The sequence below is a fragment of the Pandoraea sp. NPDC090278 genome, assembly GCF_044772185.1.
Taxonomy (GTDB): Bacteria; Pseudomonadota; Gammaproteobacteria; order Burkholderiales; family Burkholderiaceae; genus Pandoraea.
Genome location: NZ_JBIVYJ010000006.1, coordinates 115,324 through 140,909 on the forward strand (window position 1 = coordinate 115,324; position 25,586 = coordinate 140,909).

A 25,586-nucleotide genomic window follows, 5' to 3' on the forward strand; every position below is an offset into this window, starting at 1 on the left:
GCGTCGGCTAGCAAGTCCACCTCGCTCATACAACACGATCGTCCCTCACATGACACGCTTCGCTGCATGTGCGCTCAAGCGCACCGGTTCGCTCTGCGCCACGGCGCTGGCTGCACTCCTCGTCTCGATGCCGACGTCGTTCGCTGCGACGGACGACACATCTGCACCACCTGCGAGCGCCGCCCCGTCGCAAACCGACGTTAAGCCCGAAATCGTCGGCATCGTCGTGCCCGGGGCGAGTACCTTCGGCGGCGACATCGCGATGCATACGGAGGTCTACAAACCGGCGGGCAACGGCCCGTTCCCCGTACTGATCTTCGAGCACGGACGCGCAGGCGATCCGATAGTTCGCGCCAAGCTCGACGCACCGATTCTCAAGGGTCACGTGCGGTTCTGGCTGGCGCGGGGGTTCGCCATCGTCGCGCCGATTCGCGTTGGCTACGGTCTGACGGGCGGCCCGGATCGGGAGAACTCCGGCTCGTCGTTCAAGAACGGGCAGTGCGTGCGGCGTCCCGACTTCGAGAAGCTGGCGAAGGTCACGGCGGAAGCGAACCTCGCGGCGTTGAAGTGGGTGCAGGCACAACCCTGGGCGGACAAGAATCGCGTGGTGCTGGAGGGCCGCTCGGTCGGCGGCTTCACGACCGTCTCCACGGCGGCCACGAATCCGCCGGGTGTCGTCGGTTACATCAACTTCTCCGGCGGCGCAGGCGGGTCGCCCGAGCTGTCGCCGCAACACAGCTGCGATCCCGAGCAGATGAAGACGGTCTACGGCGAATTCGGCAAGACGACAAAAATCCCGGGACTGTGGCTGTACGCGCACAACGACCAGTACTGGGGACCGGACGCGCCGAAGCAATGGTTCGATGCCTTCGCCGCGTCGGGCAGTCCGGCGAAATTCGTCCACACGGAGGATGTCGCTGGGCACGACGGTCACATGCTGCTCACCTACGGCGGCAAGATGTGGTCGGGTCCGGTGAACGAATTTCTCAAACAGATCGGGTTCTGAGTCCCGGCGTGCCGGATCAGGTGTCGTTGTTCATGACACGTTCGCCGACGTCGATGCGATTGCCGTCGGGATCGGCGAAAACGAAGCATCTGAGCCCAAAGTCCGCATCGCGGATCCCCTTGACGATACGAACGCCGTTGGCTTCGAGATGCGCGTAAAGCGCTGCGGCGTCGGCCACCATCAGATGCGCGACGTTCTGCGTCGTGCCGCGATGCTGCGGGGCTCGGGTCAGGTGAAGTTCCGCATCGTCCTTCTTCACAATGACGAACCCGGCCGGTGAGCCGTTCTCGAACGCTTTCTCGAAGCCGAGGATGCCGACGTAAAAGTCGAGCGAACGTTCGATGTTTGTAACAGATAGAGTCGGCGCAATACGGCCGAAACGGATGGAATGGGCGAGGTGAGGGATACGGCTATCCATGAGGCGCTCCGAATACGACATCCGCGATTCCCTCGAAGGCAGTGCTTCGGCAGGACGGACGTCCGTTGGCGGAGCGGTGTCCGCATGGAAAGCGAATGCTAGCACGGAAGTTCTGCGCGTTCACCCGAGCACGGGCGGCAGCTTCCCATCCCCATAAGTGCGCAGCACGCATCAGTCGCTGCGAAGCTCCTTCACGGTGCGACCGAGTTTGCGTCTGAGCAGGCTGCGCAGCGTGGAGGCATCCGCATAGCCGACCTGCGTCGCGACGGTGTCGAGATCGCAGCCGTTCGACACCAGTTGTCTCGCACGCTGAATGCGCAGGTCCTGAAAGAACGCCAGCGGCGACTTGCCGAGCACCTGCTCCGTACGTCGCTGCAACGTCCGCACATGCACATGCAACGCCTGCGCGGCGCTCTCCAGCGAGAAGCCCTGCGACATATGTTCGCGCGCCCATCGCTCGAAGCGTTCGACGAGCGGATCGGCATGCGCGAGGAAGTCCGGGATGATGTACTGCGCCTGCGACGAGCGGTTGTCGATTAGCAAGAACCGCGCGACGTGCGACGCCAGCTCGGGGCTCGCCTGCCGCACGAACCACAGCGCGAGGTCGAGGTGACCCATCGCTGCACCGGCCGTCACCAGCCGGTTCGACTCCACGACCATTCGCGAATCGCTCAGCTTCACTGTCGGGTATCGCTCACGAAACAGTGGGGCGAGCGACCATGTCGTCGTCGCCTCCTCCCCGTCGAGCAAGCCGCTGTCGGCCACCACGAACGTGCCGATACAGGCCGCCGCGATGCCGACGCCCTGCGCGCGCCACGTGCGCAGATACGACTTGGCGTCTTCGACGTCGCGTCGCGCCAGCGCGGGCACAAGGATGTCCGGCAGCTTGGCGTTCAGCGCAGGGACGACCACCCAGTCGGGCAACTGGGTCGAGTGCTCGACGTCACGTGCCGGTTCGACGGCCATCGTCATCCCTAGCGCCGTTTTGATGCGTGACTTCGTGCCGACGACGCTTACGTCGAACGGCAAAACATCCGCCCCGCGCAGCATCGCGAGTTCGTTGGCCGTGCAGAGCGTGTCGAGGATCGCAGTGAGGCCGGTGTCGAATGCGCCGTCCAGTGCAAAAACGCATATCTTCATGTCGTAAATGACTCGAATATTGTCATTCGCGACTATATTCCTGTCGTTCCTGGAAGTCTAGAATCGCCTCATATTCAACGACTTCCGGAACCGGAACATCATGAAGCTCACGACAGAACTGTATTACCTGACCCTCGTGGCATTGCTGACGGCCGCCATGTGGATTCCCTACATTCTGGCGGGGATCGTGCTGCGCGGACCGATGCGGGCGATGGCTAATCCGGTGCCGGAAGTCGCCGGGCAGACGTCCGGGATTGCGACGCCCGCATGGATGCAACGCGCCAAACGGGCACACGCCAATGCGGTGGAAAACCTTGCCGTCTTTGCGCCGCTCGTGTTGATTGCCGCGTTGGTCGGGATATCGACGCCCGCCACGGTTTTCGCGGCGAAGCTGTACCTGATCGCGCGCATCGTGCATTACGTCGTTTATGTCGCCGGTATTCCGGTCGTGCGCACGCTGGCATTTCTTGTGGGTTTCGGCGCGACGGTCTCATTCGCGACGGCAATTCTCGGACACGCGGTTTAAATCGACATCAAGGCATCAGCAAGGGAAACGATCATGGAACACTCGAATCATTGCCGTCTCGACAATCCGACGTGGAATGCACTCGTGACGAAGCAATCCTCACTCGCGCAAGGGACTGAATTGGCACGTCGTTATGAAGCCGACGTGGCGCCGTTTGCTGGCGTGGCGAATACGACGCAAGCGGCATTTCATGCGCTGGCATCGATCATTCCCCAAGGCGGCTTTGTGTTTCTACCGTCGCTGGAAGCGCTGCCGCCGATGGACGGCATTCATCACGATCACGTGTTTTCCGTGATTCAAATGGTGGATGCGGGGAGTGTCGGTGGGCTTAATGAAGACGGGGTTGTGCAACTCGATGCGAACGATGTCCCGGCGATGATCGCGCTCACGGAACGCACGCGCCCCGGGCCGTTCGGCAAGCGCACGATCGAGATGGGCAACTACATCGGGATTCGTGCAGACGGCGAGCTGATTGCGATGGCGGGCGAGCGCATGCGTCTGGACGGCTATGTGGAAATCAGCGCGGTGTGTGTGGATGAGCGTCACCGCGGCAAATGGCTCGCGGGACGTCTGATGAACATCCTTCGCCAACAAATCAAAGCGCGCGGCGATACCCCATTCCTTCACGTGAAGGAAGACAACGAAACCGCTATCGCGCTTTACAAACGCATGGGGTTTGAAACGCGTCAGACGTTTGTGATGAATCGGGTAGCCGTCATTCCCCAGCGCTGACTTGACCGAGGCTGTGCCCGACGACGAATCGATGTCCGTCGGGCGTTGCCACCGTCATTTCTCGCATGAGGTAAGGGCGGTCGGTCGGAGGTGACAGAATCAGCGCACCTTGACGGACGAATTCTGCGTGGAGCGCATCGACGTCCGCCACTTCGAGATACCCGAAATAGCTGTGATCGCCAGTCTGCGACGCGGGTACGGCATCGGGACAGTGGCCAAGCATGACGCGCATACCCCCGCGCACCATCAGACGCCAATCGGAGGAATCGGCCCAATCGAGTCGAAACCCCAGAGCGTCGCGGAAATACGCCGCACTCTTGTCCATGTCATTCACGGCAAGCACGAAGGCGTAGGGGGTCAGTGGAAGGGTATCGGTCATGGCAGTCTTCCTCAGGATTGTGAGATCCGTTCCCGTGTCGCGTCGTCGACTCTCGCGCGCACGGCGCGAAGCGGCAATACGGCGTCGGTGTACTTGCGTCCGTAATTGAGATTGAATGCGTAGTCGAAGTCGGAAGGATTATCGCCCTGCGTGTGTTGCAGCATGGTTTCGAGTTTATCCAGCGCTTTAACAGCTCGCGCTTCGGGGGTTTTCGCGTCGGCGTACTCATCCCAAAGCGCGATGATCTTTTCACGCAGTAGCGCATCGAGCGATGCACAGACTTCCATCAAGTCGTTTCGCTCGACGGCGTCCTTATCGATATCGCCGCTTTGCTCGGTCGCCGGAACATCCCCATGAAGCGCCTCACCGAGATCGTGGACGAGACAAAGCTCCATGATTTTCAAGCGGTCGACGTCGCCCAGTTGATCCATGAAAACCGTCGCCATCAGACCAAGACGCCAACTGTGTTCGGCCGTGCTCTCGCGGCGTCCGGAGGACGTGTGCGCGCTTCGCAAAACGTCTTTTAATCGCTCGCAGGTTCGCAGGAAATTAAGACGTCCATCGATCATTGCTGTGTCCATTACGTACCTCTGACGGCTCTTTTGGGTCAATTGCGCATTCTACGATTCGACGACGGGAGCGGCCACGCAGAGACTATGCTGCGGCCAGGTTCGCGCCCGCACACTCCATCACCACGCGCTTGAGCTGTGCCAATGCGGGTGGCGTGTCCCGATGGCCCGCGTGCAGGCAGAGCGCGACCGACGGCAGCGGTGGCAGGCCCTCTTTTGCGCCGAGTCGCTTTAACGACGGTGGAAGACCGGCCGCCGTTCTCAGTGTGATGCCAAGTCCTGCAGCGACACCCGACCAAAGGCTCTGCAGACTCGCCGTCGTGTAGGCCAGCCGCCACGAAATGCCTGCGGCATCGAGCGCCTCGATGCCCGCGCGACGAAAGAAGCACGGCGGGTTATACAGTGCGAGGTCCAGCGCAACGCCTGGCGTCAGTGCCACGTCGATACCGACAGGTCCGATCCATGTCATTGGCAACAGAGCGAGCGGCTCGGCGTCGGACCGGCTTTCGTTGCCCATCACGAGGACGAGGTCTAACTCTCCCCGGTCAAGCCGTTCAAGCAACACGCCGTTGCGTTCGACGGCCACCTCCACGCGCACGCCAGGATGCGTCTTCTTGAATTGCCCAAGCGCCGCCGGTAACCACGTCTCGGCGAAGTCGCCCGGCAGACCGAAGCGCACCACGCCTTCGACCGACGCACCTCGCACCGCGCGAACGGCTTCGTCGTTGAGGTCGAGGATGCGGTGCGCATAGGAGAGGATCAGTTCGCCCGCGTCGGTGAGCGCCAAGCCCCGCCCTTTCCGTCGAAATAGCGGCTGGCCGACCTGCTCTTCGAGCTTGCGCATCTGTTGACTGACCGCCGACTGCGAACGTCCAACGCGTTCTGCCGCGCGATTCAGACTGCCCAGTTGCTGGGTCGCCAGGAATGTCCGCAGCGCATCCATGTCGAGATTCGGGATCGTCATTGTTCAGTTTCTCTGAAGCATCGATGCTGAATTATCGCATTTACTGCATCGTTCATCTGGCTATCATCGATCACTGACCCGGGTCGATCCGCGAGTCTCGCACGATCTGCGAGCGCCCTCCCCGGCCATCCCTCTTACCTCCTTCCGGTCACGGAGACATCACCTTATGAACGGTCAGACGATGCTTAAACGCGGCATGCTCGGCGCGGTCTTCTCGGTGTGCACGATATTGACGACGGGCGCACACGCCGCGACGCCAACGGTTGCGCCATCACTCGCGGGCACATGGACATTGGTCGCGGCCGACGTTCAGCATCCGGACGGCTCTCGAGCGCGCGACTACGGCGCGGCACCCAAGGGCCTGCTGGTCATCGACGTGAAGGGAAACTACTCCCTGCAAATCTTCAAGGCGGAACGGCCCAAATTCGCGTCGGGCGACAAGAGTGCGGGGACGCCCGCAGAGTACAAGGCTGCCGTCATGGGTTCCAGCACTCACACGGGCACGATCAGCATCGATCCGGCCGACGGCACGCTGACGTTCCACATTCATAACGCGTCGTTCCCCAACTGGGAGGGAGAACAGCAGAAGCGCAATTACGAACTCAAGGGGGGTGAGCTGAGTTATCGCGTGACGCCGCGTCCGAACGGAGACGTGCCGATCTCCGTCTGGCAGCGGGTGGAGTGACGGGGGGTTTGAGCGGGGGAGACAACTGCGACGTCAGTCGCGCAGTTCGTTTGCGGGCGTCTTCGTCACCTCTCTCGCACCATTCTGCGCACAGTGAAACCAGTCATCGCCAGAAAGAGCAACATGGGGAGCGTCTCCGACCAGTGCAACAGGCTTTGTGCTTGCGGGGCGTACTCCCGAACATAGGCCGCGGCGACTACGCACTGCACCACCATGAAAATCGCGAGTGCCATTAGTGACAAACCTGCGGCTCTGCGTGCCGCACTTCTGTCGCCCCAAACGACGCCGCCAAACAGCATGATCAACAGCGCGACGGCAACGACGCTGATAGCTGTCGTACTGGTCGTCGCCATCGTATTGGCCGTCGCGGATGTGCCGCTGAATAGTGCCATCAGGGTCAGGAACATCAGCGCGATGGAAAAACCATAGGCGCACAGTCCGAAGATGCGTCGAATCTGCTGCGTCATCGTTCGCGAACGCCAATCCCTGATGCGCTCGATCGGCACTCGCAGAACGATCAATATCGGCACGACCGCGATCAGAAGCGTAGACAGATGGGTCATCGGCGCGCTCTTACCAATGAGCCACGTCAACGCAAGTCCGGAAATCACCTGAAGGATCAACAGCGTCTTCGCCCAGGCATAACGTTGCATCAGCGCGAAGGCACAGACAGCACTCCAACAGGCACCCAGCGCGACGAGCGCCCACTGCCAGTTGACAGAAAGCGTCGAACCCGGAAACAGCTCGGTAACTCGCACCTGTTCGGATGCGAAAATCCAGTACAACGTCGGAAGCGTCGATATGACGCTGAACATGCACAGGCAACCTGCCAATGTGGCCCGATCGGAATGATTCATTATTTTTAGTATGGCCGACGATTTTGACAACGCCAGACGACGTCTGGTGATTTCAGTTGTTGGTGATTGGAATTCGTTGCGGCAACTTCCCCGACCGCAGACCAGCCGAATCTTCGCATACCCCACGAAACTTTGGCTCAGACGAATGGCGCCGCCAGCCCCTCAGTTTTCAACACGCGTTGAACTGCAGGGCGTGCGAGCATCCGCTGCAAATACTGACCGAGCAGCGCGCGCTCGCGAGCCGGATTCTTGAAGCCTCTTGTCCACCGGCAGAGCATGAATGCGTAAGGATCGAGGATCGAGTATTGGTTGCCCAGTAGCCACGGGCCGCCGCTCGACTGAAGTTGCTGCTCCAACTGCTCAAGCAAAGTGCCGATCTTCGATTCAGCATGCGCCCGCACTTGATCCGCACCCGCCACGTTGCCAACGTCCACCCAACGCTCCGGGTAGAAATAGACAATCAATGCCGACTGAAGCGTGTTCGTCAGCCACATGAGCCACTTGTAAAACTCGGCACGCTCCGGCGTTGCCAGCTTGGGTGCCAACTCGCTTTCAGGCGCTGTGTCCGCGAGATGCAGGCAGATAGCGGCCGTCTCATACAACACCACGCCGCCATCGGCCAACACCGGGATTAATCCGTTGGGGTTCAAGCGCAGATATTCGGCTGACTTGTGTTCATTGTGATGGCGATCTACCAGCACCAATTCGAATGGCTGGCCGATTTCCTCCAGAACAATGTGAGGGGCCATGCTGGCGTTGCTCGGGTAATAAAACAGCTTTTTGTCGGTCATGTCTGTCGTCGATTTCCGAAGTCTGGATCAATTCTGACGATAGTAATACCGACTGCCCCCGCCGTTATCGAATAACTGTGAATTCGTGACGTCGCGGGGGCATCCCCCCCATCAGACAGACACCTGCCGACGGCGGCGCAGTCCGATGAACGTCAGTTCGGCGAACACCACCACGGTGACGATCTGCACACCAATGAAGGCCACACCCAACGCGTTGGGCGCGATCCAGTCCGATGCCAGCAACAAGGCGCAATCGAGTGCCCAGATCACGTTGATGCCGATGACCGTCCACGCTGCCCCAGCGGGTAACGTAGTACGTCGCACCAGCCAGACGAGCGCCGCCCCGTAGACAAGCAGGATAAGGCCCGTGACGCGCAGTCCGAAGGCGGGCAGGTCCAGCAGCCCTGCCAGTGGCGCTGCGGCGAGTACCTGCAACAGCCCGACGGCACCGCTCACCAGTGCGTCGGCGAGCACGACGCGGGCGAGCATCGAAGCGCGGGAGGAGGAATGAAGCGAATGGTGGCTAGTAGCCTCAAGCGAAGACTGACGGGATGACATCATGTTGACCTCCGTTGGAGTGAGTCCGATCCCGACAACCCGCCCATGGCAGCGTTGCTCAGGATGACGAGACATCGTGTCTCGCTGGCTATAATCTTCTCGATTGCGCGACGCACCGTCGATTACCTGAGAGGTAATGGCTGCTCATCCACCAACCGCGCCATACTCCGCATCATGACGACACCTGCTATCGGAACCCTGTTGCGCGACTGGCGTCAGCGTCGACGCATGAGCCAACTCGATCTCGCGCTGGAAGCCGAGATTTCTACCCGTCATCTGAGCTTTGTGGAGACGGGCCGCGCACAACCCAGCCGCGAGATGCTGCTGCATCTCGCGCAAGCGCTCGACATTCCACTGCGTGAGCGCAACGCGCTGCTTGTCGCGGCGGGCTTTGCGCCTCGCTTCGAGGCCCGCGCGTTCGACGGTCCCGACATGACCGTCGCTCGCGAGGCCGTCCAACGTGTGCTCGATGGACACGAGCCGTACCCGGCACTCGCCGTCGACCGACATTGGACGCTGCTCGCGGCAAATCGCGCGGTGATGCCGCTGCTCGCTGGCGTCGACCCTTCGTTGTTGAGCGGTGCTGTGAATGTGCTGCGTCTGTCGCTGCACCCGGACGGTCTCGCGCCGCGCATCGCCAATCTTCCGGAATGGCGCGCACATTTGCTGCATCGCCTGCGTCAGCAAATTCACGCGAGCGGCGATGCCACGCTGGGCGAGTTGTATGAGGAGTTGAAGGCGTATCCCGTGGCAGAGCGCGGTCCTGCACCGGCGGTACCGCCGACGGCGAACATCTTCGTGCCGATGCAGTTGCGCACGAACGACGGTCTGCTGTCGTTCTTCAGCACGACCACAGTATTCGGCACGCCCGTGGATGTGACACTCGCCGAGATGGCGCTCGAAGCGTTCTACCCGGCCGATGAAGCGACCGGGAGGATCATGCGTGCGATGGTGTTGTGATGCCGGATGGGAGCACTTGAATGAACGACGGCGAATCAGAGCTGGCCCCCGATGTGTCGGCTACTCTGCAACTCTCTCCAGCCACGCCTTGTACGCAGGACTTACATCGGCGGGCAAATCTCGGATGTGCGCCAGCAGTTCGTCCTGCATGTTGAACACCTTCCATACCAAAGGTGCCAATCGGACAGCAGGACTGTTAGCCTCCCTCGCATCGCGTAGCAATTGGAGGCTGCGCTCCTTGTACTCCACGAGTATGTCCGACTGATAGTCCATCGCCTTACCCAGCCCCGAGACGTACATCAGCTTATGGACCTCTACCGCAGGCCACTGTAGGGCCATAGTGAGGGGCCAGTCGAGCATGGCACGCTCACCCCACAAAGCAGATTTGGACATGTGCTTGTTGGCGAGCAACGTCAACATGAAGGTCTGACCCAACGCTCCCAGATAAGTCTGCATGACCTCTACATGGGGCCGTTGGTAGAACGCGTCCAGTGGCTGCTCGCGCTTCCTACCGATGTGATCAAGCAAGATCTTCTCAAGGCGTATCACCAACGCGCCGAGGTCTGCGTGCCCTGCCTTTCTGCTTTCGCTCGCTTGCTTTGTTCGAGTTTCGCAATTCCAGAGGTGCAAGGACACCTGCCATTCAGCTAAGTCACCTTCCCCCGAATGGCCGATCTCTCCTGTCACGAAGTACTTCATCTGCGATGGCACGATCTCGAAGAGTGTGTTGCCATCAGTTTCGCCCCCCAACACGACCGGGCCGCCCCCCTCCACAATCTGGATGTAACAGTTAGCCGCGTAGTCGCTCCAGTAGTGAGTGGCTTCGGCCAAGTACAGAGGGATAGCGCGCGTTAGTCGCCCCAGATCATCTTCGCGTTGCGATTCTGCGCGTTCAGCGCCATCGGTAATCTTCGAGAGCGCAAAGAATCCGACCTCACTGACGCCTTCCGGCTTCTGCACGAAGAGCCAGTTGGCATCGCGCAGACCGTAGTGCCATATCGGCTGGCTCGTGGCCAGCGTACTGATCTTCAAGCTGTCCGGATCTATTTGCGTGTTTTGAACCGTCTTGCTACGCATTTCTTGGAATGCTTGCGCGAACTCGTCAAGGTGGTGCTTGATCGGCGCGATCCCCAAGCGGTACATACGCACAAGCAGCGCTTCGCCTTCGTCGGCGTTGCCGAGTTGCTGGCAGGCACGCAGCAGGTTAAGGCCAGTCATCGGATCGTGCTTTTTCTCGTCATAGGCCGGGCCAACAAGTTCGAGCATCAATGACACTTGACCGTTGTTACCCAGGTCACCAGATATCATCATGAGCGCACTTGCGTCGAACAAGCTCGCTTCAAGAACCTCTGCGTAGAGAGCACGTGCCGCGTCGACATCCTTGTGCTCCAGATCGTGACGTGCCAACCACAACTGTGCCCGCCAACTACCGGGCAGAGACGCCACGGTGCGCAGCGCCTGCAGATGGGCTTCCTCGCCTCCACGCTCCCGCTGTATGGCAGCCCACCAGAGCAGTCCATTGTCTTGGTTCGGGTCTGCCTGTATCGCCCGCCAAAGCGTCTCATTTGCGCGAGTCTCGTCGCCACGCTCGACAAATACTTTGGCCAGATTGGTCAGCAGGGTTCCGGTCTCACCCGCCTTCTCCATTCCGGTACGAAGCGTCGCTTCGGCCGCATCAAGCTGGCCGTTCTTCATTCGCACAATGCCCTGAATGACGTGGCTGCGCTCCGGATTCCCATCAATCTCGACAAGACGAGCGGCGGCGGCCGTCAGATCGGCAGCAAAGCCGTCGTTAAGGCCGGAAACGATCTGGCCGTAGAGCTCAGCCGGGTCGTTCCACTTCTGTTGCAGATTGGGCAGGAAAACCTTATCGTGCCACTCGCTACGCGGGATCTTCATCTCCCGGCCATAGGCATCGTAGGCGGTGACGAGTTCTCCATCGACGCCCGCTTCCGGTTCCGCTGTTTGTGTTGAGGCGGAAGAGATAGTGGTGGTGGCGTTACGCTTTTTGCCGCCTAGTGCTGACAGGATGCGTTTGAACATGAAAGGATTGACGAGATTCTTGGTTGAACACAACGACGCTCGAAGTCCCACCTAAAGCCTTATTCACCAGGACCCTCTCGCGCATTCGACACCAAAAAAACAATTCTGTTGGCGATCGGATTAACGGCGATCTGCGACGGAAACTTGAGAGAGCGAATGGCGCTTGGCAGCGCGCGGAACTGGATGCGGACGGACCTTAACAGCAGCAGAGAAAGAAAAAGCCCTGACAAGTCAGGGCTTTTGAATCACCCCAAGCAACCACATTTCAGCGGATGCTCCTATGCCACAATGGCGGCCTATCGTACTGCCCGCGACGACGTATGACGCCTCAACCAGCCGTGAACGCGGCCCTTTTCAGTCCGTTAATAAAGGCATTTCCGGAGGCGCTGCGCTCCGATGTGAGTGTCGTCGCAGATTTGATGGGAGGTAGCGACGCAACCGATCGCGGATTGCAGGTCGTTGTTCGAGGTGAATCGCTCAATATCCCATATCGAATCTATGAGAATCCCGACGAAACTCTGTTCGCACGCCTGAATGAAGTTCAAGCCATCGTATATGCGTGCTTGCTATCGAGACACCATGATGGGCATGTGCGCCAGCGCCAGATCGAACGGCTGGCAGCGTCTTCTGAACCTTGGGTTGCGCCATTCGTTATGCAACTCTGCGGCGAGTATGTCGTTGAAATTCTCGACGCTGTCGAGGCGCACTTGTCGTCCATGGATCAACACACCTACGGAGCGTTCTTCCGAGAGAATTCGCTATTTTTCCAAAAGACGCACGATCGAATGATTAGCTACTGGGATTGCTACTACCGTTGGCTATACAAGCGAGAACGGGACTATGTTGGGTTCCGATTATTCGATCGGTTCCGCAAATGGAGTGCCGCCGAGTAAGCCAATCAGTCAATAGCTATTGTCACGACTCTCGTCACACGGGCGAACGCACGTTTGTGGTCGAAAGCGGACTTCTGCCGATGACTGCTTACGACCCGAAGCGGTCTTTCAGACCCCCTGAGAGCCAAACACCGGTCGTGCTATTGTCGATGCCCTAAAGTTCATTTTCTTATCATGGCCAAATCGGAACTCATCAAGGCTGCGATTGCGTTTCTCGATTGGGAAAAGCCATGGACATTCGCTTCTGCTGTATTGGAGCAACTCGCAGATGATTCTGAGGGCCGGGCACTATTCGGGCAGCTCTGGATGGAAGCGTGTCGCTTTGATAACTGGCAGCAAACGGACATTTCGGAGTGCTGCGACGCTTGTGATAGCTGGCTAAACCATCGGTTTTCATGGCTACCGGAGGAGGCCCGTGCGCAGTTCGTGCGAGCAGCAGCCTACCAATGGAAATGAGTCATCCAAGCGCGAATCATCCGAGATCTCGGTGTCGACGTCGAGCGTCCCTTCTTGGCCGATTGCGGCCGATGATCTGCGTCTTCTTTCGAGCCTGGCCGGACTTTCGCATCGGCAATCGCCTTGCCGCACAACCGTCATTCGGTTGTTTGCCCGAACTGCACTGCCGGAGCCACGCACGACGCCTCCACGTAGATTGCGATCGGCGCTCGTTGTGCTCAAGACGCCAGTTCTAGCCCGTGGCGCTTCATCACGGACTTCATCATCTCCAGATTCGGTGGGCCGCCAGCGCCCAACACGCCAGCCACTTCGCGAAAATATTCAGGCCCGATTTTGGCGGGCGAAAACACAACGAGCGCACGAGCGGGGACATCGCCAGGATTGGAGAAATGATGAACGGTGCCGCGCGGTGAGAAGCAATAATCGCCCGCGTTCAGGACGCGTACGCAGTCGTCCACCCGGTACGTCAGCGATCCATCAAGGACGTGGATGGTCTCGTCCACGTCGACGTGGCGATGAGGGGGCGGGACTTTGGCGAGCGGCTGGACAATCATTTCCGCCATCGCCATATGACCCGTCGTATCCCGACCATCGACCAGGAACCGCATCGACAGTGAGCCAATGGTGATCAGTTCATTACCTATCGAGTTCATCGCGAAACTCCCTGGAGGTATGGTAAAGTGACTTTACCATATGCCTACCGACCGTCAATCCCTGTCCGCCCGGAGATTTTCCGACGATCCAAACCCCGATGATCCACTCATCGGGGCGCGGCTGCGTTATTGCCTCGACCAGGTGGAGCAACGCCTGGGCCAGGCATTAGCCGCGGCGGGCTTGGCCGACATCCAGATTGCCCACTTCAAAGTACTGCGCTTTCCTCCTCCGGAGAACGAGCGCCCCATTGATTTGGCACAGCGCGCCAACATGTCCAAGCAGGCGATGAACTACCTGCTGCAGCAACTTGAAGCGCTAGGTTATGTGAAAAGAGTCACGAACGAGGGGACGCAGACGCGTCTTGTTTCCCTCACCGAGAAGGGATGGAAAGTGGCCGAAATTCAGCGCGCCACGGTGCACCAGATCGAACGCGAATGGGAACAGCAGATCGGCACAGAGCGCTTTCAGACGTTTTACGCTGTCCTCAAGCAACTGACGGATAGTTGATTCAATGGGGGAAGTTCAGGTGGGCGCGGCGAGCCACGAGACTTTGCAGCGCTCAGGGTTTGATATAGACGTGCCCCAACAGCAGCAGAAAAAGAAAAAGCCCTGACAAGTCAGGGCTTTTGAATTTGGAGGCGGGAGACGGAATCGAACCGACGTAAACGGCTTTGCAGGCCGCTGCATAACCATTTTGCTATCCCGCCATCGAGACATGCTGCCGCATTGTAACCACTCGCTGTTGCCATCGAGGGCGCCCGTCGGATCGATCGCCGTGGGCTTTTCGGCAAATAAAAAGGGAAGTCAGGCTTCCCTCTGGATTTGGAGCGGGAGACGAGTCTCGAACTCGCGACCTCAACCTTGGCAAGGTTGCGCTCTACCAACTGAGCTACTCCCGCATGACACCGAACACCAAGGATTAACCACTCAATGTCCAGTGTGAAAACTGGAGCGGGAGACGAGTCTCGAACTCGCGACCTCAACCTTGGCAAGGTTGCGCTCTACCAACTGAGCTACTCCCGCATTGTCATGCGTACTACCAATCCATCGACTTCTAAAAACTTCGCTGCCGGGCTAGTGCCGTAGCAGCGAGAAGGAGATTATGTCTAAACGACGATTCAGTGTCAAGCACCTGCACTGAAAATTTGTGAAGTTTTTTCTCCTTCACCGCACAGATCCCGCGCACTTCCCGCATATTCAGAGACTTACGCTCACATCTGTGCGCCGCCACGCTCACGAATCTGCGGCCACGCGCGGCGCAGATAGTACAGCATCGACCACAACGTGAGAACCGCCGCCACGTAAATTAGCCACGCCCCCCAGAATCGCGAGTCGAAACGCAACCCGTTCCACGCCACCGTGCCGTTGAACAGCAACAACGGGATCGCCACCATCTGCGCCGCCGTCTTGATCTTGCCCAACTGATGCACCGCCACGCTGCGCGACGCGCCAATCTGCGCCATCCACTCCCGCAGCGCCGAAATCGTGATTTCCCGCCCGATGATGATGAGCGCCACCAGCGCGTTGATCCGTCCCATCTGCAACAGCATCAACAACGCCGCCGCCACCATCAGCTTGTCGGCCACCGGATCCAGAAACGCCCCGAATGCCGACGTCTGATTCCAGCGGCGTGCCAGAAACCCGTCAAACCAGTCGGTCAGCGCCGCCAGCACGAACACCGCGCACGCCACCCAGTTCATCTCGACAGACGATAACCACGTCGTCGGCAAATAGTAGACGCCGACCACCAGCGGGATCAGCACGATCCGAAGCCAGGTCAGGAAGATGGGGACATTGAAAGGCATGGCAGCATGAGTTCGGCAAACGTCGACACACGGCGCACTCGGCAGCCGTACCAGACCCGCATTGTGCCGTGTCTGCCCCGTAGCGACAAGGCCGAGGCACCGCACACCTGTTGACATGTGCGCCAGTGTGCCCCTATCTTGCTCGCAACGTCCCGCCAATAGCGCCGATCTCGTGAAACTGCACTCGCCCCTGTCCGCCCTGCGCAGTGCCCTGCACCGACCGCCCTTCCGGTCACTGATCCCCCCGTACGTTCTGATCGCCATACTCGTTGGCATCGACGGCCTGCTGCTCGTCGCCTCCGTATTGCTGCGCGTGCCCGGCTCGCTGCTCATCGACCTCTTCGTGCGCGGCGACCTCTCCGCCCTCGAACATATCGAAGCCACGCACCTGCCCCGGCTGTTGTTCGGACTGAACGCCATCGAGCGCATCGACTTCTCGCATCTGCCTCGTGCGCTCGTCGGCACGGCGCTCGTCGCGCTGTCCTGCGGGCTCGTGATTCGTGCGCGCACCGCCTGGGCTTTCACACTGGTCATGCTCGCGCTTGCCGCCGCTATCAACTTCCACCTCAACATCCGCTTCGACGTGACGTTCGTGCTCTCGCTCGTCAGCTTCGGATTGTTGCTCTGGTACTGGCGTGAATTCGACCGTGCCAGCTTCGCCGCCGCCACGCTCTACACGCTCGTGGCCGTGTTCGCCCTGGTGATCTACGCGACGTTCGGCACGATGTATCTGGGGCGCGAGTTCAAGCCGAACGTCGGCGATCTCGCCACGGCGTTCTACTTCGCCATCGTCACGATGACGACGGTCGGCTACGGCGATATCGTGCCGGTGTCGACCGACGCGCGCCTGTTCACCGCGTCGGTGATCATCTTCGGGATCAGCGTGTTCGCGACGTCGCTCTCCGTCGTCATCGGCCCGCTCGTCGGGGGCAACCTCAAGAAAATTCTCGCGGGGAGATTTACGCACGTGATACGAAAGAACCACTTCATCGTGGCCGGTGCCTCGCCGCTGGCCGTCAACGTCCACCATGAACTCACCAAGCGCGGCTGGCCGGTGACGGTCATCATCGCGAGCGGTGTGGACAATCCCTATCCGGAAGAAGCGGATGTCATGCACGGCGACGCCAGCGACAACACCGTGCTGACCCACGCCGGTATCGAGCACGCCAAAGCCGTGCTCGCACTGCGAGCGGACGATTCCGAAAATGCTTTCATCGTGCTCGCCGCGAAGGAGATCGCGCCGACCGTGCGTACGATCGCCTCAGTGAACGACAGCAAGCACCTGAGCAAACTCAAGCGCGTGCAGCCGGACATGATTTTTGCGCCGCCGGTCGTCGGCGGCGAGTTGCTCGCCCGCACGCTCTCCGGGGAAACCGTCGATAACGACACCGTGATGCGATTGCTGTTTCACGGCGATACGTGACGAAAGGTGAGGAAGGGGGACGTGGATCGCCGGGGGAGACAGCGGCCCGGCGTCCTTGGTGAACTGACTGAACTTAGTGAAGCTGGCGATAGATCTGCTCGGCAAGCGTCGTCGAGATGCCCTCGACGCTCGCCAGCTCATCGACGCTCGCGGACACCACACCTTGCAAGCCGCCGAAGCGCATCAGCAGACGTTGACGGCGCTTCGCACCAATGCCTTCGATCTCCTCCAGCCGCGATGTCTGACGCGCCTTCGCACGCTTCGCCCGCATGCCGGTGATCGCGAAACGGTGCGCCTCGTCGCGGATCTGTGCGATCAGCATCAGGACCGCGCTCTCGCGACCGAGTTCGAGCGGCGCACGTCCGTCCGCGAAGATCAGCGTCTCGAGACCCACCTTGCGTCCCTCGCCCTTCGCCACGCCGACCAGACGACCAATATCGATTCCCAACTCGACGAACACCTGACGCGCCACCTCCACCTGCCCCTTGCCGCCGTCGATCAGCACCAGTTGCGGGAGATTGGCTTCGACGTCGGCGACATCGGGGGCGGCCGATGCACTCGATGCGGTTGATTCGGTCGCGTCACCTTCCGCCACGACGGAGGTGTCGGCCTCGGCACGTGCGACGTCTGCGGCCACGGACGACGGGTCCGCTGCGTCGCTCACCGTGGCGGCAGCGGCCTCCATCAGACGGCCGTACCGGCGCGTAAGCACCTGACGCATTGCCGCGTAATCGTCGCCCGGCGTAATACCCGTGATGTTGTAGCGCCGATACTCGCTCGTCTGCATCTTGTGATGATGGAACACCACGCACGACGCCTGGGTGGCTTCGCCCTGCGTATGGCTGATGTCGAAGCACTCCACGCGCAGCAGCGCGGGATCGTCGATGTCGAGTCCGATGGTCTGGATCAACTCGCTGGTGCGCGCCTGCTGGCTGCCCTGCTCCGTCAGCAACCGCGTGAGCGCAAGTTGCGCGCCTTGCAACGCCATGTCGAGCCACGCGCGTCGCTGGCCCTGCGGTTGCCGCACCATCGCGATACGGCGGCCCGCTTGCTCCGAGAGCGCGGTGAGCAACTCGTCGTTCGGCAACGCATGGCTCACCACCAGCACCGGCGGTACCGACTGGCCGAGATAGTGCTGCGCGACGAACGCTTCGAGCAGACGCGATTCGAGCGACGCAGACGGTGCTTGCTCCGCTTGCGTGGACGGCTCGTTGCCGCCCTCGTCCGGCTTGGCCACGGCATCGTCCGAATCATCATCGGACGGCAACTCGGCCAGCACCTCGTCTTCCTCGAATTCGTCTGCGATCCCGCCTTCTACGCCTCGCTCGACATGCGCCGGGAAATACGCCTTGTCGCCCAGGTGACGTCCGCCGCGCACCATCGCCAGGTTCACGCAAGCGCGACCGCCCGCGTAGGCCACGGCAAGAATGTCGGCGTCGACATCGCCCGCCGTTTCGACGGACTGCTGCTGCAACACGCCGGAGAGCGCCTGCATCTGATTGCGCACCACCGCAGCCTGCTCGAACTGAAGCGCTTCGGCGTAAGCCATCATCTTGTCTTCGAGCGCGCCGAGCACTTCCTTTTGACGTCCGGAGAGGAACGCGGCGGCGTTGTTCACGTCACGCGCGTAGTCCTCATCGTCAATCGCGCCCACACACGGCGCGCTGCATCGCTCGATCTGATTGAGCAGACACGGACGCGTGCGATTCGAAAAGACGGAGTCTTCGCAAGTGCGCAACTGGAAGACCTTTTGCAGAATCTGGATGCTCTCGCGCACCGCCCATGCACTCGGGAACGGTCCGAAATACTGACCGCGACGATCCACCGAGCCACGGTAATACGCCATGCGCGGGTACTTGTGTTGCGTGAGCTTAAGGAACGGATAGGACTTATCGTCCCGAAACAGGATGTTGTAGCGCGGATGCAGCGCCTTGATCAGATTGTTTTCAAGAAGCAGCGCTTCCGTCTCGGAGCGCGTGACCGTCGTTTCCAGCTTCGCAATGCGCGCGACCATCAACGCAATACGCGGCGACAACTGCGTCTTGTTGAAGTAACTCGAAACGCGCTTCTTCAGATTGCGCGCTTTGCCCACGTAAAGAACGTTGCCCGCCGCATCGTAGTAGCGATAGACGCCCGGCAGGTTTGGCAACTGCGCGAGCGCTTTGCGCGCATCGAACAACGGCGCGTCGTTGGCGTCGCGAACATCGCCAGCGTCATCCGCAGGCATCTGCGGCCCGTCGTTGCCGCTGCGGCGCTCGCGCTTCGGCGTTCCGGCTTTCGCGACTTTGGCGGCTGCTTTGGTGGCGGGTTTGGTGGATTTTGCCGATTTGGCTGGCGATGACATCGTCACGCGTCACAGGGACTAAAATTGGAAGTTTAGACCAATCCGCGTCACGGCTTCTCAATGCCCTTGTCTACTGCGTCCTCGTCCGCCACCACGATTCCAAGCCACCTTCCACTGGTGCCGCGCTGTGACCTCTTCTGCACCGTTGTCGACAATTTCGGCGACATCGGCGTGTGCTGGCGGCTCGCTCGCCAACTCGTGCGCGAGCACGGATGGTCGGTGCGGCTCTGGGTCGACGATCTCACGAGCTTCCGCCATCTGCGCCCGGACATCGATCCGTCGCAGGCACAGCAGCGCTGCGATGGCGTCGACGTGCGACGCTGGGACGCCGACTTCGGCCCGATCACGGACAACAACGCGCCGGGCGACATCGTGATCGAGGGGTTCGCGTGCCACCTCCCGGACGCCTATCTCCACGCGATGCACGCCCGGAAACAGGCTGGCAACGCGCCGGTGTGGGTCAATCTGGAGTATCTGAGCGCAGAGTCCTGGGTCGACGAATTTCATATGCAGAAATCGCTCCATCCGCAACTGGGCCTCGTCAAAACGATTTTCATGCCCGGGTTCACCGAACGCTCCGGTGGGTTGATCCGCGAGCGCGAACTGTTTTCCCGGCGTGACGCATTTCTCTCGGCCGCCGACCTGCGCGACGCATGGTGGCAACGCACGCTCGGCCTGTCTGCCGCACCGCAGGATGCGCTAATTGTGTCGCTGTTTGCGTATGAGAACGTCGCGTTGCCAGCGTTACTCACGCAATGGTCGGAAAACGAAACGCCCGTGGTCTGCCTCGTTCCCCAAGGTCGAATCGCCCCGGCTGTCGGCGAGTGGCTCGGACGTGAGGCGCTCGCCCCGCGCGAATCGGCGACGCGCGGCGCGCTGACCGTCCACGGTCTGCCGTTCGTTCCGCAGCATGAGTTCGATAACCTGCTCTGGGCGTGCGATCTGAATTTCGTGCGAGGGGAAGATTCGTTCGTGCGTGCGCAATGGGCGGCGAAACCGTTCGTCTGGCACATCTATCCGCAAGCGGAAAATACCCATCATGGGAAGCTTGATGCTTTTCTCGAACGGTATCTGGCGGACCTACCTTCCGGCGACGCCGCTTTGGGACATGCCGAACGCGAAGCGCTGCGTACCTTCTGGCACCTGTGGAACGGGTACGCCAGCACCGCACCGGACTGGTCGGCGCTGGCAGCGGCATTGCCCGCCCTGACATGCCATGCGCAGGCATGGGGAAATGCTCAGGCCCAGCTTCCGGACCTTGCGCGACAGTTGGCAAGCTTCGCGCAAAATCAGGTAAAATAGCTGGTTTTTCAACGCTTTGCTGCTGAACCTGCTGCTCCGAGTCGCCCTTGGCGGACACGGGAATCAAGCGGCGAATCGGCGTATGGAAGCGCTCAACAAGCGGCAAATCGCTTATTTCGTCACAGGATCTCGTTTTTTTATGAAAATCGCTCAAGAACTCCGCATCGGTAACGTCTTCATTCTCGATAATGAGCCGAACGTTGTGCTGCGCACCGAATTCGTCAAGTCGGGCCGCAACTCCAGCATGGTCAAGCTGAAGTGGAAGAAGCTGCTGAAGGAAGGCCGTGGCGAATTCACCTACAAGGCCGACGAAAAGTTCGAAACCGTCAACCTCGACAAGAAGGAAGTGACGTATTCGTACTTCGCCGACCCGATGTACGTGTTCATGGACGCCGAGTACAACCAGTACGAAGTCGAAGCCGAGAACATGGACAACGCGATCAAGTACCTCGAACCCGACATGCCGTGCGAAGTCGTGTTCTACAACGAGAAGGCCATTTCGGTTGAACTGCCGACCACCGTCGTGCGTACCGTTGTGTACACGGAACCGGCCGTTAAGGGCGATACGTCGTCGGGCAACGTGAAGAAGTCGGCCAAGATCAACGATCTGCTGGAAATTCAGGTCCCGCTGTTCGTCAACACCGACGACAAGATCGAAATCGACACGCGTACCGACGAATACAAGAGCCGCGCCTAAGCGATGGCTTGCAACCGCAGCGCTCTCGGGCGGTGCGGTTCGTCAGGTAACAAAAAAGCGCTCGTCCCCTCGGGGTCGAGCGCTTTTTGTTTGGGTCGACCGGTTCGCACCGGCCTTCCCGAGTCTTAGCCGCCGAACGTCTCCGCGATCAGACGCTTCGCCGCCTGGTACTCAGGCTGCGCGAGCATCTTCTCCCAGCCTTGCACCTTGCCACGACCCAGCAAGTGCTTGATGCGACGCTGCGAGACTGTGTCGGCCACCGCCTTCATTTCGCGCAGCAGACGGTCTGCCTTCTCCGGACTGTTGCAGATGAGCACCATGTCGCAGCCAGCGTCCAGCGCCGCGTGAGCGGCCGTCACCACGTCGCCCGCCGCGCTCGCGCCCTGCATCGACAGGTCGTCGCTGAAGATTACGCCGTCGAAACCATACTGGCCGCGCAGAATCTCCTTGAGCCACTTGGCCGAGAAGCCTGCCGGGTTCGGGTCGACCTGAGGATAGATCACGTGCGCGGGCATGACCGCCGCGAGCGACATGCCGAGCCAGTCGTACGGTTGCGCATCGACCGACAGAATCTCGTCGAGCGAGCGCTCGTCCACGGGAATCTCGTGATGCGAATCGGCTGCCACAAAACCGTGCCCCGGGAAATGCTTGCCGCAGTTCGCCATCCCCGCGAGCAACAGCCCGTGGTTGAGGCTCTTGGCGAGCATCGCCACCACACGCGGATCCGCGTCGAACGCACGGTCGCCGATCACGGCAGACGTGCCATAGTCCAGATCCAGCACCGGCGTGAAACTCAGGTCGATGTCGCAGGCACGCAGTTCCGACGCAAGCACGTAGCCTACGGCCGTTGTGACGCGCGTGGCCTTGAACACGTCCTCATGCCAGAGCTTGCCCAGCTTGCCCATCGCGGGTAGATGCGTGAAGCCGTCGGTGCGAAAGCGCTGTACACGGCCGCCCTCATGATCGACAGCAATCAGAATGTCGTCGCGCACGTCGCGAATCTGCTTCGTGAGCGAGCACAACTGCGCGCGATCGTCGAAGTTGCGGGCGAACAGAATGACACCCCCGGTCAACGGGTGATCGATGCGACGGATGTCGTCTTCGCTGAGGGTCAGCCCGACAACGTCCAGCATCACCGGGCCCGGCCTGCGCTTCGTCATTGCGATTTCTCCGATGCAATATTGCCAATGTTGCCTAAATTACGTGACGCGATCGCAAAAGCGACCGCGTATTCCTTTTCGTCCGTGATCGAAATCTCGATCGACAATTGCCGCTCGGCGAGCCACTGCACCAACTCGCCCGACGCGACGACCACCGGCTTACCCGAGGGCGCGTTCAGCGTCTGCACGGCACGCCATGTCATTGGCCAGCGCATCCCGAGTCCGATAGCCTTAGAGACGGCTTCCTTCGCGGCGAACCGTGTGCACAGATAAGCCAGCCCGCGCACCTCGGAGCGTTTCTGACGAGCGTAATAAACCTTGAGTTCCTCAGGCCCGAGCACGCGCTCTGCGAATCGGCCCTTCGTGCGCGTCATCACGCCCACGACGCGACTGATTTGCAGGATGTCGGTGCCCACGCCGTAGATCGTCGTCGGACCCTGCGGCGGCACGCCGGAGGCGGCCGTCGGGCTCATCGGGGAGGGTGTCGAGGACGGAAGATTCTGATCGCTCATGAGAAGAATCGTGTCACGGCTTGATGCGGCGATAAACGGACGGGACGCCGCTCAGCCGCGCGCCGCAATGCGGCTGGCGACCATGATGGCCTTCATCTCGCGAACCGCATTTTCCCAGCCAGCGAAGAGGGCGTGCGCGACGATGGCGTGGCCGATGTTCAGCTCGGAAATGCCCTCGATGGCCGCGATGGGTTGCACGTTCTCATAGTGCAGGCCATGACCGGCATTGACGCGCAGCCCCAGCGACACACCGAGCGCCACAGCACGTTCAATGCGAGCGAACTCGGCCTCGCGCGAGGCTTCGTCGTGCGCCTCGGCGTAACGCCCCGTGTGCAGCTCGACGACCGGCGCGCCCATGCGGGCGGCAGCGCGAATCGGTGCCTCGTCCGGGTCGATGAAGAGCGAGACGCGGCTACCGGCTTCGCCAAGCTGTTGTGTCGCAGCAGCGATACGGTCGTACAGCCCGACGACGTCCAGCCCGCCTTCGGTCGTCAGCTCCTGACGGCTCTCCGGCACCAGGCAGACATCGTGCGGCTTCACGCGGCAGGCAATCGCCAGCATCTCTTCCGTCACCGCACACTCGAGGTTCATGCGCGTGATCAGCTTGTCGCGCAAATTCGTGACGTCGTCGTCGCGAATATGGCGACGGTCCTCACGCAAGTGCAGCGTAATCACATCCGCGCCCGCCTCTTCGGCCAGCAGGGCTGCCCTGATCGGATCCGGATATTTCGTGCCGCGCGCGTTGCGCACCGTGGCGACGTGATCGATGTTGACCCCGAGGTCGATGGCGTTGCCTTGGAAGAAGAGGCTCATAGTTTTTGCAGGTCGAGCAGGATCTGCCGGGTATTGAGCGGCACGCCGCCCAAATGGTGGTTGAGAAGAAAGCGCATGAGCAACTTGCTTTGCTGCACGGTCTGCGCCCGCGAGTAATCGTCTTGCTCCATGTCGAGCAGCGTCTGACCGGCGACAACCGGCCAGTCCGACGGTTCGTCGCCGCGCGACGGGCGCACGCCCCAGTCGGGGTGAAACACGTAGCGGCGATCAGGCACGACCTTGCCACGCGTTTGCGTGCAACGGTCGAACGCCACGGCATATCCCGTCTCGCGCAACAACACGCGCTCGAACGCGCGCAGGATCACGCCCGCAGGTTCGCCGTGCGCAAGATGATGCAGCGTCGTCAGATAGTGCTGGAACAGCTTGTCGTGCGGGTCGTCTCGCGCGCAAAACTTCACCAGCAATTCGTTGAGGTAAAAGCCCGAGAGCAACGCGTCGCCCTCCAGGGGACGCAAGCCGCCGACCCACTCTGCCTTAGTCAACGTGCGCAACTCGCCCTTGCCGAGCCACGCGAGCGAGAGCGGCTGAAACGTCTGAAGCACACCGCGCAGTGCGGAATGCGGACGCTTCGCTCCCTTTGCGACGAGCGCAATACGCCCGTGGTCGCGCGTGAGCACATCGATGATCAGACTGGTTTCGCGGTAGGGATAGCTGTGAAGCACAAAGCCGGGTTGTTCCGTCACCCGGCTTTGTTCGCGCTCGGCCACCCGGGCGGGGGACGGCGCGCGTCGCGTGCGCTTGGCTTCGCGCTTGACGGTATCGGTGTTGGCCTGCGCTTGCTGGAAGGCTTCCGAGGCATCGTCGTCCACGGCACGCGTGCGCGTGCTCTTCGGACGTGCGTGCCGTGCCCCCACCACCTCCGAGGAGGCTCGCGGGGATCGCGCTGATCGCGTGGCTTGCGACGTACCGGTCGCCGTCGTTACGGCATCCGGCGCGTCGACATCGTCACGTGACGTATCCAGCTCACTCGTAGCCATATGCCCGCAGGCCGGCTTCGTTGTCGGCCCAACCGCCCTTCACCTTGATCCACACTTCCAGATACACGGGACCGTCGAAGAGCTTCGCCATATCGAGGCGTGCATCGGTGGAGATCTGCTTGAGCTTCGCGCCCTTGTTGCCGATGATCATCGCCTTGTGATTGTCGCGATCGACCAGAATCGTCGCGAAAATACGGCGCAGATTCCCTTCGACTTCGAACTTGTCGATGATGACAGTGCTCGTGTAAGGCAATTCGTCGCCCGTCCAGCGGAACACCTTTTCGCGCAGGATTTCGGCCGCCATGAAGCGCTCGCTGCGGTCGGTCAGATCGTCCTCGCCGTAAATCGGGTCGCCTTCGAGCAGATACGGGCGCAACACACCGAACAGACGCTTGATGTCATCCTCACGCTTCGCCGACATCGGCACGATTTCGCGGAAATCGCGCACTTCGCCCAGCTTGCGCAGGAACGGCAGCATCTCGGCTTTATCGTTGATACGGTCCAGCTTGTTGACGATCAGCAGCACCGGCGTGTTTTCCGGCAGGAGCTTGAGCACTTTCTCGTCGTCCGGGCCGAAATTACCCGCTTCGATCACGAACATCACCACATCGACGCTCGACAGCGTGGACGTCACCGCGCGATTGAGCGAGCGGTTGAGTGCGGTCGCATGACGTGTCTGAAAACCCGGGGTGTCGACGAAAATGTACTGCGCGTCTTCCGTGGTGTTGATGCCGGTGATGCGATGTCGCGTGGTCTGCGCCTTGCGCGACGTAATGCTGATCTTCTGACCGACGAGGGCGTTGAGCAGCGTCGACTTGCCGACGTTCGGACGCCCGACGATCGCCACGGTACCGCAGCGAAAATCCGTCTTATCGTTCATGATTGGAAACTCTCTTGAAAG

At 60.6% G+C, this 25,586-nt stretch carries 28 protein-coding genes and 3 tRNA genes; 11 read left to right on the forward strand and 20 right to left on the reverse strand.

Annotation, left to right across the window (positions count from 1 at the left end; all coding sequences use genetic code 11):
- Positions 1-49 precede the first annotated feature (49 nt).
- Complete coding sequence (locus tag ACIQWO_RS21105; RefSeq protein WP_402828547.1) at positions 50-1,006, forward strand: dienelactone hydrolase family protein; 957 nt, start codon at positions 50-52, stop codon at positions 1,004-1,006.
- A 16-nt stretch (positions 1,007-1,022) separates the two neighbouring features.
- On the opposite strand, the gene ACIQWO_RS21110 is transcribed toward ACIQWO_RS21105, so the two are convergent.
- Together ACIQWO_RS21110 and ACIQWO_RS21115 are read right to left on the reverse strand one after the other, a co-directional pair.
- Entirely contained in the window at positions 1,023-1,424 is a 402-nt protein-coding gene (locus tag ACIQWO_RS21110; protein WP_402828549.1) for a glyoxalase superfamily protein, read from the reverse strand.
- Between the two features lie 171 nt (positions 1,425-1,595).
- Positions 1,596-2,564 (reverse strand): GlxA family transcriptional regulator, encoded by a 969-nt coding sequence (locus tag ACIQWO_RS21115; protein ID WP_402828552.1) that lies wholly within the window; start codon positions 2,562-2,564, stop codon positions 1,596-1,598.
- Between the two features lie 100 nt (positions 2,565-2,664).
- On the opposite strand from ACIQWO_RS21115, the gene ACIQWO_RS21120 reads away from it, so the two are divergent.
- Entirely contained in the window at positions 2,665-3,090 is a 426-nt protein-coding gene (locus ACIQWO_RS21120) for an MAPEG family protein (RefSeq protein WP_402828555.1), read from the forward strand.
- A 33-nt stretch (positions 3,091-3,123) separates the two neighbouring features.
- Complete coding sequence (locus ACIQWO_RS21125; RefSeq protein WP_402828558.1) at positions 3,124-3,822, forward strand: GNAT family N-acetyltransferase; 699 nt, start codon at positions 3,124-3,126, stop codon at positions 3,820-3,822.
- Here ACIQWO_RS21125 and ACIQWO_RS21130 read toward each other — a convergent pair.
- From ACIQWO_RS21130 to ACIQWO_RS21140, 3 genes are all read right to left on the reverse strand, one after another.
- Positions 3,806-4,201, reverse strand: a complete 396-nt coding sequence (locus tag ACIQWO_RS21130) for a VOC family protein (RefSeq protein WP_402828561.1) — start codon at positions 4,199-4,201, stop codon at positions 3,806-3,808. The two genes, ACIQWO_RS21125 and ACIQWO_RS21130, sit on opposite strands and share 17 nt — an antisense overlap.
- Before the next feature lie 11 nt (positions 4,202-4,212).
- Positions 4,213-4,782, reverse strand: a complete 570-nt coding sequence (locus ACIQWO_RS21135) for an HD domain-containing protein (protein WP_402829183.1) — start codon at positions 4,780-4,782, stop codon at positions 4,213-4,215.
- A 73-nt stretch (positions 4,783-4,855) separates the two neighbouring features.
- The gene (locus ACIQWO_RS21140; RefSeq protein ID WP_402828564.1) at positions 4,856-5,734 is read right to left on the reverse strand and encodes a LysR substrate-binding domain-containing protein; all 879 of its coding nucleotides are present in this window, start codon (positions 5,732-5,734) and stop codon (positions 4,856-4,858) included.
- A 166-nt stretch (positions 5,735-5,900) separates the two neighbouring features.
- On the opposite strand from ACIQWO_RS21140, the gene ACIQWO_RS21145 reads away from it, so the two are divergent.
- Positions 5,901-6,419: a lipocalin-like domain-containing protein gene (locus tag ACIQWO_RS21145; protein ID WP_402828567.1), complete on the forward strand. Its 519-nt coding sequence runs from the start codon at positions 5,901-5,903 to the stop codon at positions 6,417-6,419.
- Between the two features lie 65 nt (positions 6,420-6,484).
- On the opposite strand, the gene ACIQWO_RS21150 is transcribed toward ACIQWO_RS21145, so the two are convergent.
- From ACIQWO_RS21150 to ACIQWO_RS21160, 3 genes are all read right to left on the reverse strand, one after another.
- A complete protein-coding gene (locus ACIQWO_RS21150; RefSeq protein WP_402828570.1) occupies positions 6,485-7,234 on the reverse strand; it encodes a hypothetical protein in 750 nt (249 codons plus the stop codon).
- 179 nt (positions 7,235-7,413) lie between these two features.
- Entirely contained in the window at positions 7,414-8,067 is a 654-nt protein-coding gene (locus ACIQWO_RS21155) for a glutathione S-transferase family protein (protein ID WP_402828573.1), read from the reverse strand.
- A gap of 111 nt (positions 8,068-8,178) precedes the next feature.
- Positions 8,179-8,628 carry a hypothetical protein gene (locus ACIQWO_RS21160; protein ID WP_402828576.1) on the reverse strand — a complete coding sequence of 150 codons (450 nt, stop codon included), beginning with the start codon at positions 8,626-8,628 and terminating at the stop codon, positions 8,179-8,181.
- Positions 8,629-8,799: 171 nt separating this feature from the next.
- Here ACIQWO_RS21160 and ACIQWO_RS21165 point away from each other — a divergent pair, with 171 nt between their 5' ends.
- A complete protein-coding gene (locus ACIQWO_RS21165; protein ID WP_402828579.1) occupies positions 8,800-9,585 on the forward strand; it encodes a helix-turn-helix domain-containing protein in 786 nt (261 codons plus the stop codon).
- A gap of 60 nt (positions 9,586-9,645) precedes the next feature.
- Here the strand turns inward: ACIQWO_RS21165 and ACIQWO_RS21170 are convergent, their stop codons facing one another.
- The gene (locus tag ACIQWO_RS21170; protein WP_402828582.1) at positions 9,646-11,628 is read right to left on the reverse strand and encodes a tetratricopeptide repeat protein; all 1,983 of its coding nucleotides are present in this window, start codon (positions 11,626-11,628) and stop codon (positions 9,646-9,648) included.
- Positions 11,629-11,948: 320 nt separating this feature from the next.
- On the opposite strand from ACIQWO_RS21170, the gene ACIQWO_RS21175 reads away from it, so the two are divergent.
- Positions 11,949-12,521 (forward strand): hypothetical protein, encoded by a 573-nt coding sequence (locus ACIQWO_RS21175; RefSeq protein ID WP_402828585.1) that lies wholly within the window; start codon positions 11,949-11,951, stop codon positions 12,519-12,521.
- A 174-nt stretch (positions 12,522-12,695) separates the two neighbouring features.
- On the forward strand, positions 12,696-12,977 hold the full coding sequence (locus ACIQWO_RS21180; RefSeq protein ID WP_402828588.1) for a hypothetical protein: 282 nt from the start codon (positions 12,696-12,698) through the stop codon (positions 12,975-12,977).
- Between the two features lie 218 nt (positions 12,978-13,195).
- Here ACIQWO_RS21180 and ACIQWO_RS21185 read toward each other — a convergent pair whose 3' ends face one another.
- Positions 13,196-13,630, reverse strand: coding sequence for a cupin domain-containing protein (locus ACIQWO_RS21185; protein ID WP_402828591.1), 435 nt, complete (start codon positions 13,628-13,630; stop codon positions 13,196-13,198).
- A 40-nt stretch (positions 13,631-13,670) separates the two neighbouring features.
- On the opposite strand from ACIQWO_RS21185, the gene ACIQWO_RS21190 reads away from it, so the two are divergent.
- Positions 13,671-14,138: a MarR family winged helix-turn-helix transcriptional regulator gene (locus tag ACIQWO_RS21190; RefSeq protein WP_402828593.1), complete on the forward strand. Its 468-nt coding sequence runs from the start codon at positions 13,671-13,673 to the stop codon at positions 14,136-14,138.
- Between the two features lie 126 nt (positions 14,139-14,264).
- Here ACIQWO_RS21190 and ACIQWO_RS21195 read toward each other — a convergent pair.
- The 4 genes from ACIQWO_RS21195 to pgsA form a co-directional block, all read right to left on the reverse strand.
- A tRNA-Cys gene (locus tag ACIQWO_RS21195) sits at positions 14,265-14,338 on the reverse strand.
- Positions 14,339-14,454: 116 nt separating this feature from the next.
- Positions 14,455-14,530: transfer RNA gene (locus tag ACIQWO_RS21200), tRNA-Gly, on the reverse strand.
- A gap of 48 nt (positions 14,531-14,578) precedes the next feature.
- Positions 14,579-14,654 (reverse strand) — tRNA-Gly (locus ACIQWO_RS21205).
- A gap of 188 nt (positions 14,655-14,842) precedes the next feature.
- Positions 14,843-15,436, reverse strand: a complete 594-nt coding sequence (pgsA, locus tag ACIQWO_RS21210; protein WP_402828596.1) for a CDP-diacylglycerol--glycerol-3-phosphate 3-phosphatidyltransferase — start codon at positions 15,434-15,436, stop codon at positions 14,843-14,845.
- 172 nt (positions 15,437-15,608) lie between these two features.
- On the opposite strand from pgsA, the gene kch reads away from it, so the two are divergent.
- Positions 15,609-16,859, forward strand: a complete 1,251-nt coding sequence (kch, locus tag ACIQWO_RS21215; protein WP_402828599.1) for a voltage-gated potassium channel protein — start codon at positions 15,609-15,611, stop codon at positions 16,857-16,859.
- Positions 16,860-16,932: 73 nt separating this feature from the next.
- Here kch and uvrC read toward each other — a convergent pair whose 3' ends face one another.
- Positions 16,933-19,086 (reverse strand): excinuclease ABC subunit UvrC, encoded by a 2,154-nt coding sequence (gene uvrC / locus ACIQWO_RS21220; protein WP_402829185.1) that lies wholly within the window; start codon positions 19,084-19,086, stop codon positions 16,933-16,935.
- 177 nt (positions 19,087-19,263) lie between these two features.
- On the opposite strand from uvrC, the gene earP reads away from it, so the two are divergent.
- Both earP and efp read left to right on the forward strand, forming a co-directional pair.
- A complete protein-coding gene (gene earP, locus ACIQWO_RS21225) occupies positions 19,264-20,505 on the forward strand; it encodes an elongation factor P maturation arginine rhamnosyltransferase EarP (protein ID WP_402828602.1) in 1,242 nt (413 codons plus the stop codon).
- A 139-nt stretch (positions 20,506-20,644) separates the two neighbouring features.
- Positions 20,645-21,202, forward strand: coding sequence for an elongation factor P (gene efp, locus ACIQWO_RS21230; protein WP_402828605.1), 558 nt, complete (start codon positions 20,645-20,647; stop codon positions 21,200-21,202).
- Between the two features lie 125 nt (positions 21,203-21,327).
- Here efp and nagZ read toward each other — a convergent pair whose 3' ends face one another.
- The 5 genes from nagZ to era all read right to left on the reverse strand — a co-directional run bounded on the left by nagZ (position 21,328) and on the right by era (position 25,565).
- On the reverse strand, positions 21,328-22,362 hold the full coding sequence (nagZ, locus tag ACIQWO_RS21235; protein ID WP_402828608.1) for a beta-N-acetylhexosaminidase: 1,035 nt from the start codon (positions 22,360-22,362) through the stop codon (positions 21,328-21,330).
- Positions 22,359-22,835, reverse strand: coding sequence for a holo-ACP synthase (gene acpS, locus ACIQWO_RS21240; protein ID WP_402829187.1), 477 nt, complete (start codon positions 22,833-22,835; stop codon positions 22,359-22,361). Before acpS ends, nagZ begins: the two co-directional genes overlap by 4 nt.
- Positions 22,836-22,925: 90 nt before the next feature.
- Positions 22,926-23,687, reverse strand: coding sequence for a pyridoxine 5'-phosphate synthase (gene pdxJ / locus ACIQWO_RS21245; RefSeq protein WP_402828611.1), 762 nt, complete (start codon positions 23,685-23,687; stop codon positions 22,926-22,928).
- On the reverse strand, positions 23,684-24,685 hold the full coding sequence (recO, locus tag ACIQWO_RS21250) for a DNA repair protein RecO (protein WP_402828614.1): 1,002 nt from the start codon (positions 24,683-24,685) through the stop codon (positions 23,684-23,686). The genes pdxJ and recO overlap by 4 nt, the downstream gene beginning before the upstream one ends.
- A complete protein-coding gene (era, locus tag ACIQWO_RS21255) occupies positions 24,672-25,565 on the reverse strand; it encodes a GTPase Era (RefSeq protein WP_402828617.1) in 894 nt (297 codons plus the stop codon). The genes recO and era overlap by 14 nt, the downstream gene beginning before the upstream one ends.
- Between the last annotated feature and the right edge of the window lie 21 nt (positions 25,566-25,586).

Bases quoted from the DNA above. Each gene is read 5' to 3' on its own strand.
- recO (WP_402828614.1), bottom strand. From the start codon at position 24,685: ATGGCTACGAGTGAGCTGGATACGTCACGTGACGATGTCGACGCGCCG.
- ACIQWO_RS21185 (WP_402828591.1), bottom strand. From the start codon at position 13,630: ATGAACTCGATAGGTAATGAACTGATCACCATTGGCTCACTGTCGATG.
- efp (WP_402828605.1), top strand. From the start codon at position 20,645: ATGAAAATCGCTCAAGAACTCCGCATCGGTAACGTCTTCATTCTCGAT.
- ACIQWO_RS21180 (WP_402828588.1), top strand. From the start codon at position 12,696: ATGGCCAAATCGGAACTCATCAAGGCTGCGATTGCGTTTCTCGATTGG.
- earP (WP_402828602.1), top strand. From the start codon at position 19,264: ATGCCCTTGTCTACTGCGTCCTCGTCCGCCACCACGATTCCAAGCCAC.
- ACIQWO_RS21170 (WP_402828582.1), bottom strand. From the start codon at position 11,628: ATGTTCAAACGCATCCTGTCAGCACTAGGCGGCAAAAAGCGTAACGCC.
- ACIQWO_RS21110 (WP_402828549.1), bottom strand. From the start codon at position 1,424: ATGGATAGCCGTATCCCTCACCTCGCCCATTCCATCCGTTTCGGCCGT.
- ACIQWO_RS21165 (WP_402828579.1), top strand. From the start codon at position 8,800: ATGACGACACCTGCTATCGGAACCCTGTTGCGCGACTGGCGTCAGCGT.
- ACIQWO_RS21140 (WP_402828564.1), bottom strand. From the start codon at position 5,734: ATGACGATCCCGAATCTCGACATGGATGCGCTGCGGACATTCCTGGCG.
- ACIQWO_RS21145 (WP_402828567.1), top strand. From the start codon at position 5,901: ATGAACGGTCAGACGATGCTTAAACGCGGCATGCTCGGCGCGGTCTTC.
- nagZ (WP_402828608.1), bottom strand. From the start codon at position 22,362: ATGACGAAGCGCAGGCCGGGCCCGGTGATGCTGGACGTTGTCGGGCTG.
- ACIQWO_RS21130 (WP_402828561.1), bottom strand. From the start codon at position 4,201: ATGACCGATACCCTTCCACTGACCCCCTACGCCTTCGTGCTTGCCGTG.
- ACIQWO_RS21135 (WP_402829183.1), bottom strand. From the start codon at position 4,782: ATGGACACAGCAATGATCGATGGACGTCTTAATTTCCTGCGAACCTGC.
- ACIQWO_RS21115 (WP_402828552.1), bottom strand. From the start codon at position 2,564: ATGAAGATATGCGTTTTTGCACTGGACGGCGCATTCGACACCGGCCTC.
- era (WP_402828617.1), bottom strand. From the start codon at position 25,565: ATGAACGATAAGACGGATTTTCGCTGCGGTACCGTGGCGATCGTCGGG.
- ACIQWO_RS21125 (WP_402828558.1), top strand. From the start codon at position 3,124: ATGGAACACTCGAATCATTGCCGTCTCGACAATCCGACGTGGAATGCA.
- ACIQWO_RS21160 (WP_402828576.1), bottom strand. From the start codon at position 8,628: ATGATGTCATCCCGTCAGTCTTCGCTTGAGGCTACTAGCCACCATTCG.
- ACIQWO_RS21190 (WP_402828593.1), top strand. From the start codon at position 13,671: ATGCCTACCGACCGTCAATCCCTGTCCGCCCGGAGATTTTCCGACGAT.
- ACIQWO_RS21155 (WP_402828573.1), bottom strand. From the start codon at position 8,067: ATGACCGACAAAAAGCTGTTTTATTACCCGAGCAACGCCAGCATGGCC.
- ACIQWO_RS21175 (WP_402828585.1), top strand. From the start codon at position 11,949: ATGACGCCTCAACCAGCCGTGAACGCGGCCCTTTTCAGTCCGTTAATA.
- uvrC (WP_402829185.1), bottom strand. From the start codon at position 19,086: ATGCCTGCGGATGACGCTGGCGATGTTCGCGACGCCAACGACGCGCCG.
- pgsA (WP_402828596.1), bottom strand. From the start codon at position 15,436: ATGCCTTTCAATGTCCCCATCTTCCTGACCTGGCTTCGGATCGTGCTG.
- pdxJ (WP_402828611.1), bottom strand. From the start codon at position 23,687: ATGAGCCTCTTCTTCCAAGGCAACGCCATCGACCTCGGGGTCAACATC.
- ACIQWO_RS21120 (WP_402828555.1), top strand. From the start codon at position 2,665: ATGAAGCTCACGACAGAACTGTATTACCTGACCCTCGTGGCATTGCTG.
- acpS (WP_402829187.1), bottom strand. From the start codon at position 22,835: ATGAGCCCGACGGCCGCCTCCGGCGTGCCGCCGCAGGGTCCGACGACG.
- ACIQWO_RS21150 (WP_402828570.1), bottom strand. From the start codon at position 7,234: ATGTTCAGCGTCATATCGACGCTTCCGACGTTGTACTGGATTTTCGCA.
- ACIQWO_RS21105 (WP_402828547.1), top strand. From the start codon at position 50: ATGACACGCTTCGCTGCATGTGCGCTCAAGCGCACCGGTTCGCTCTGC.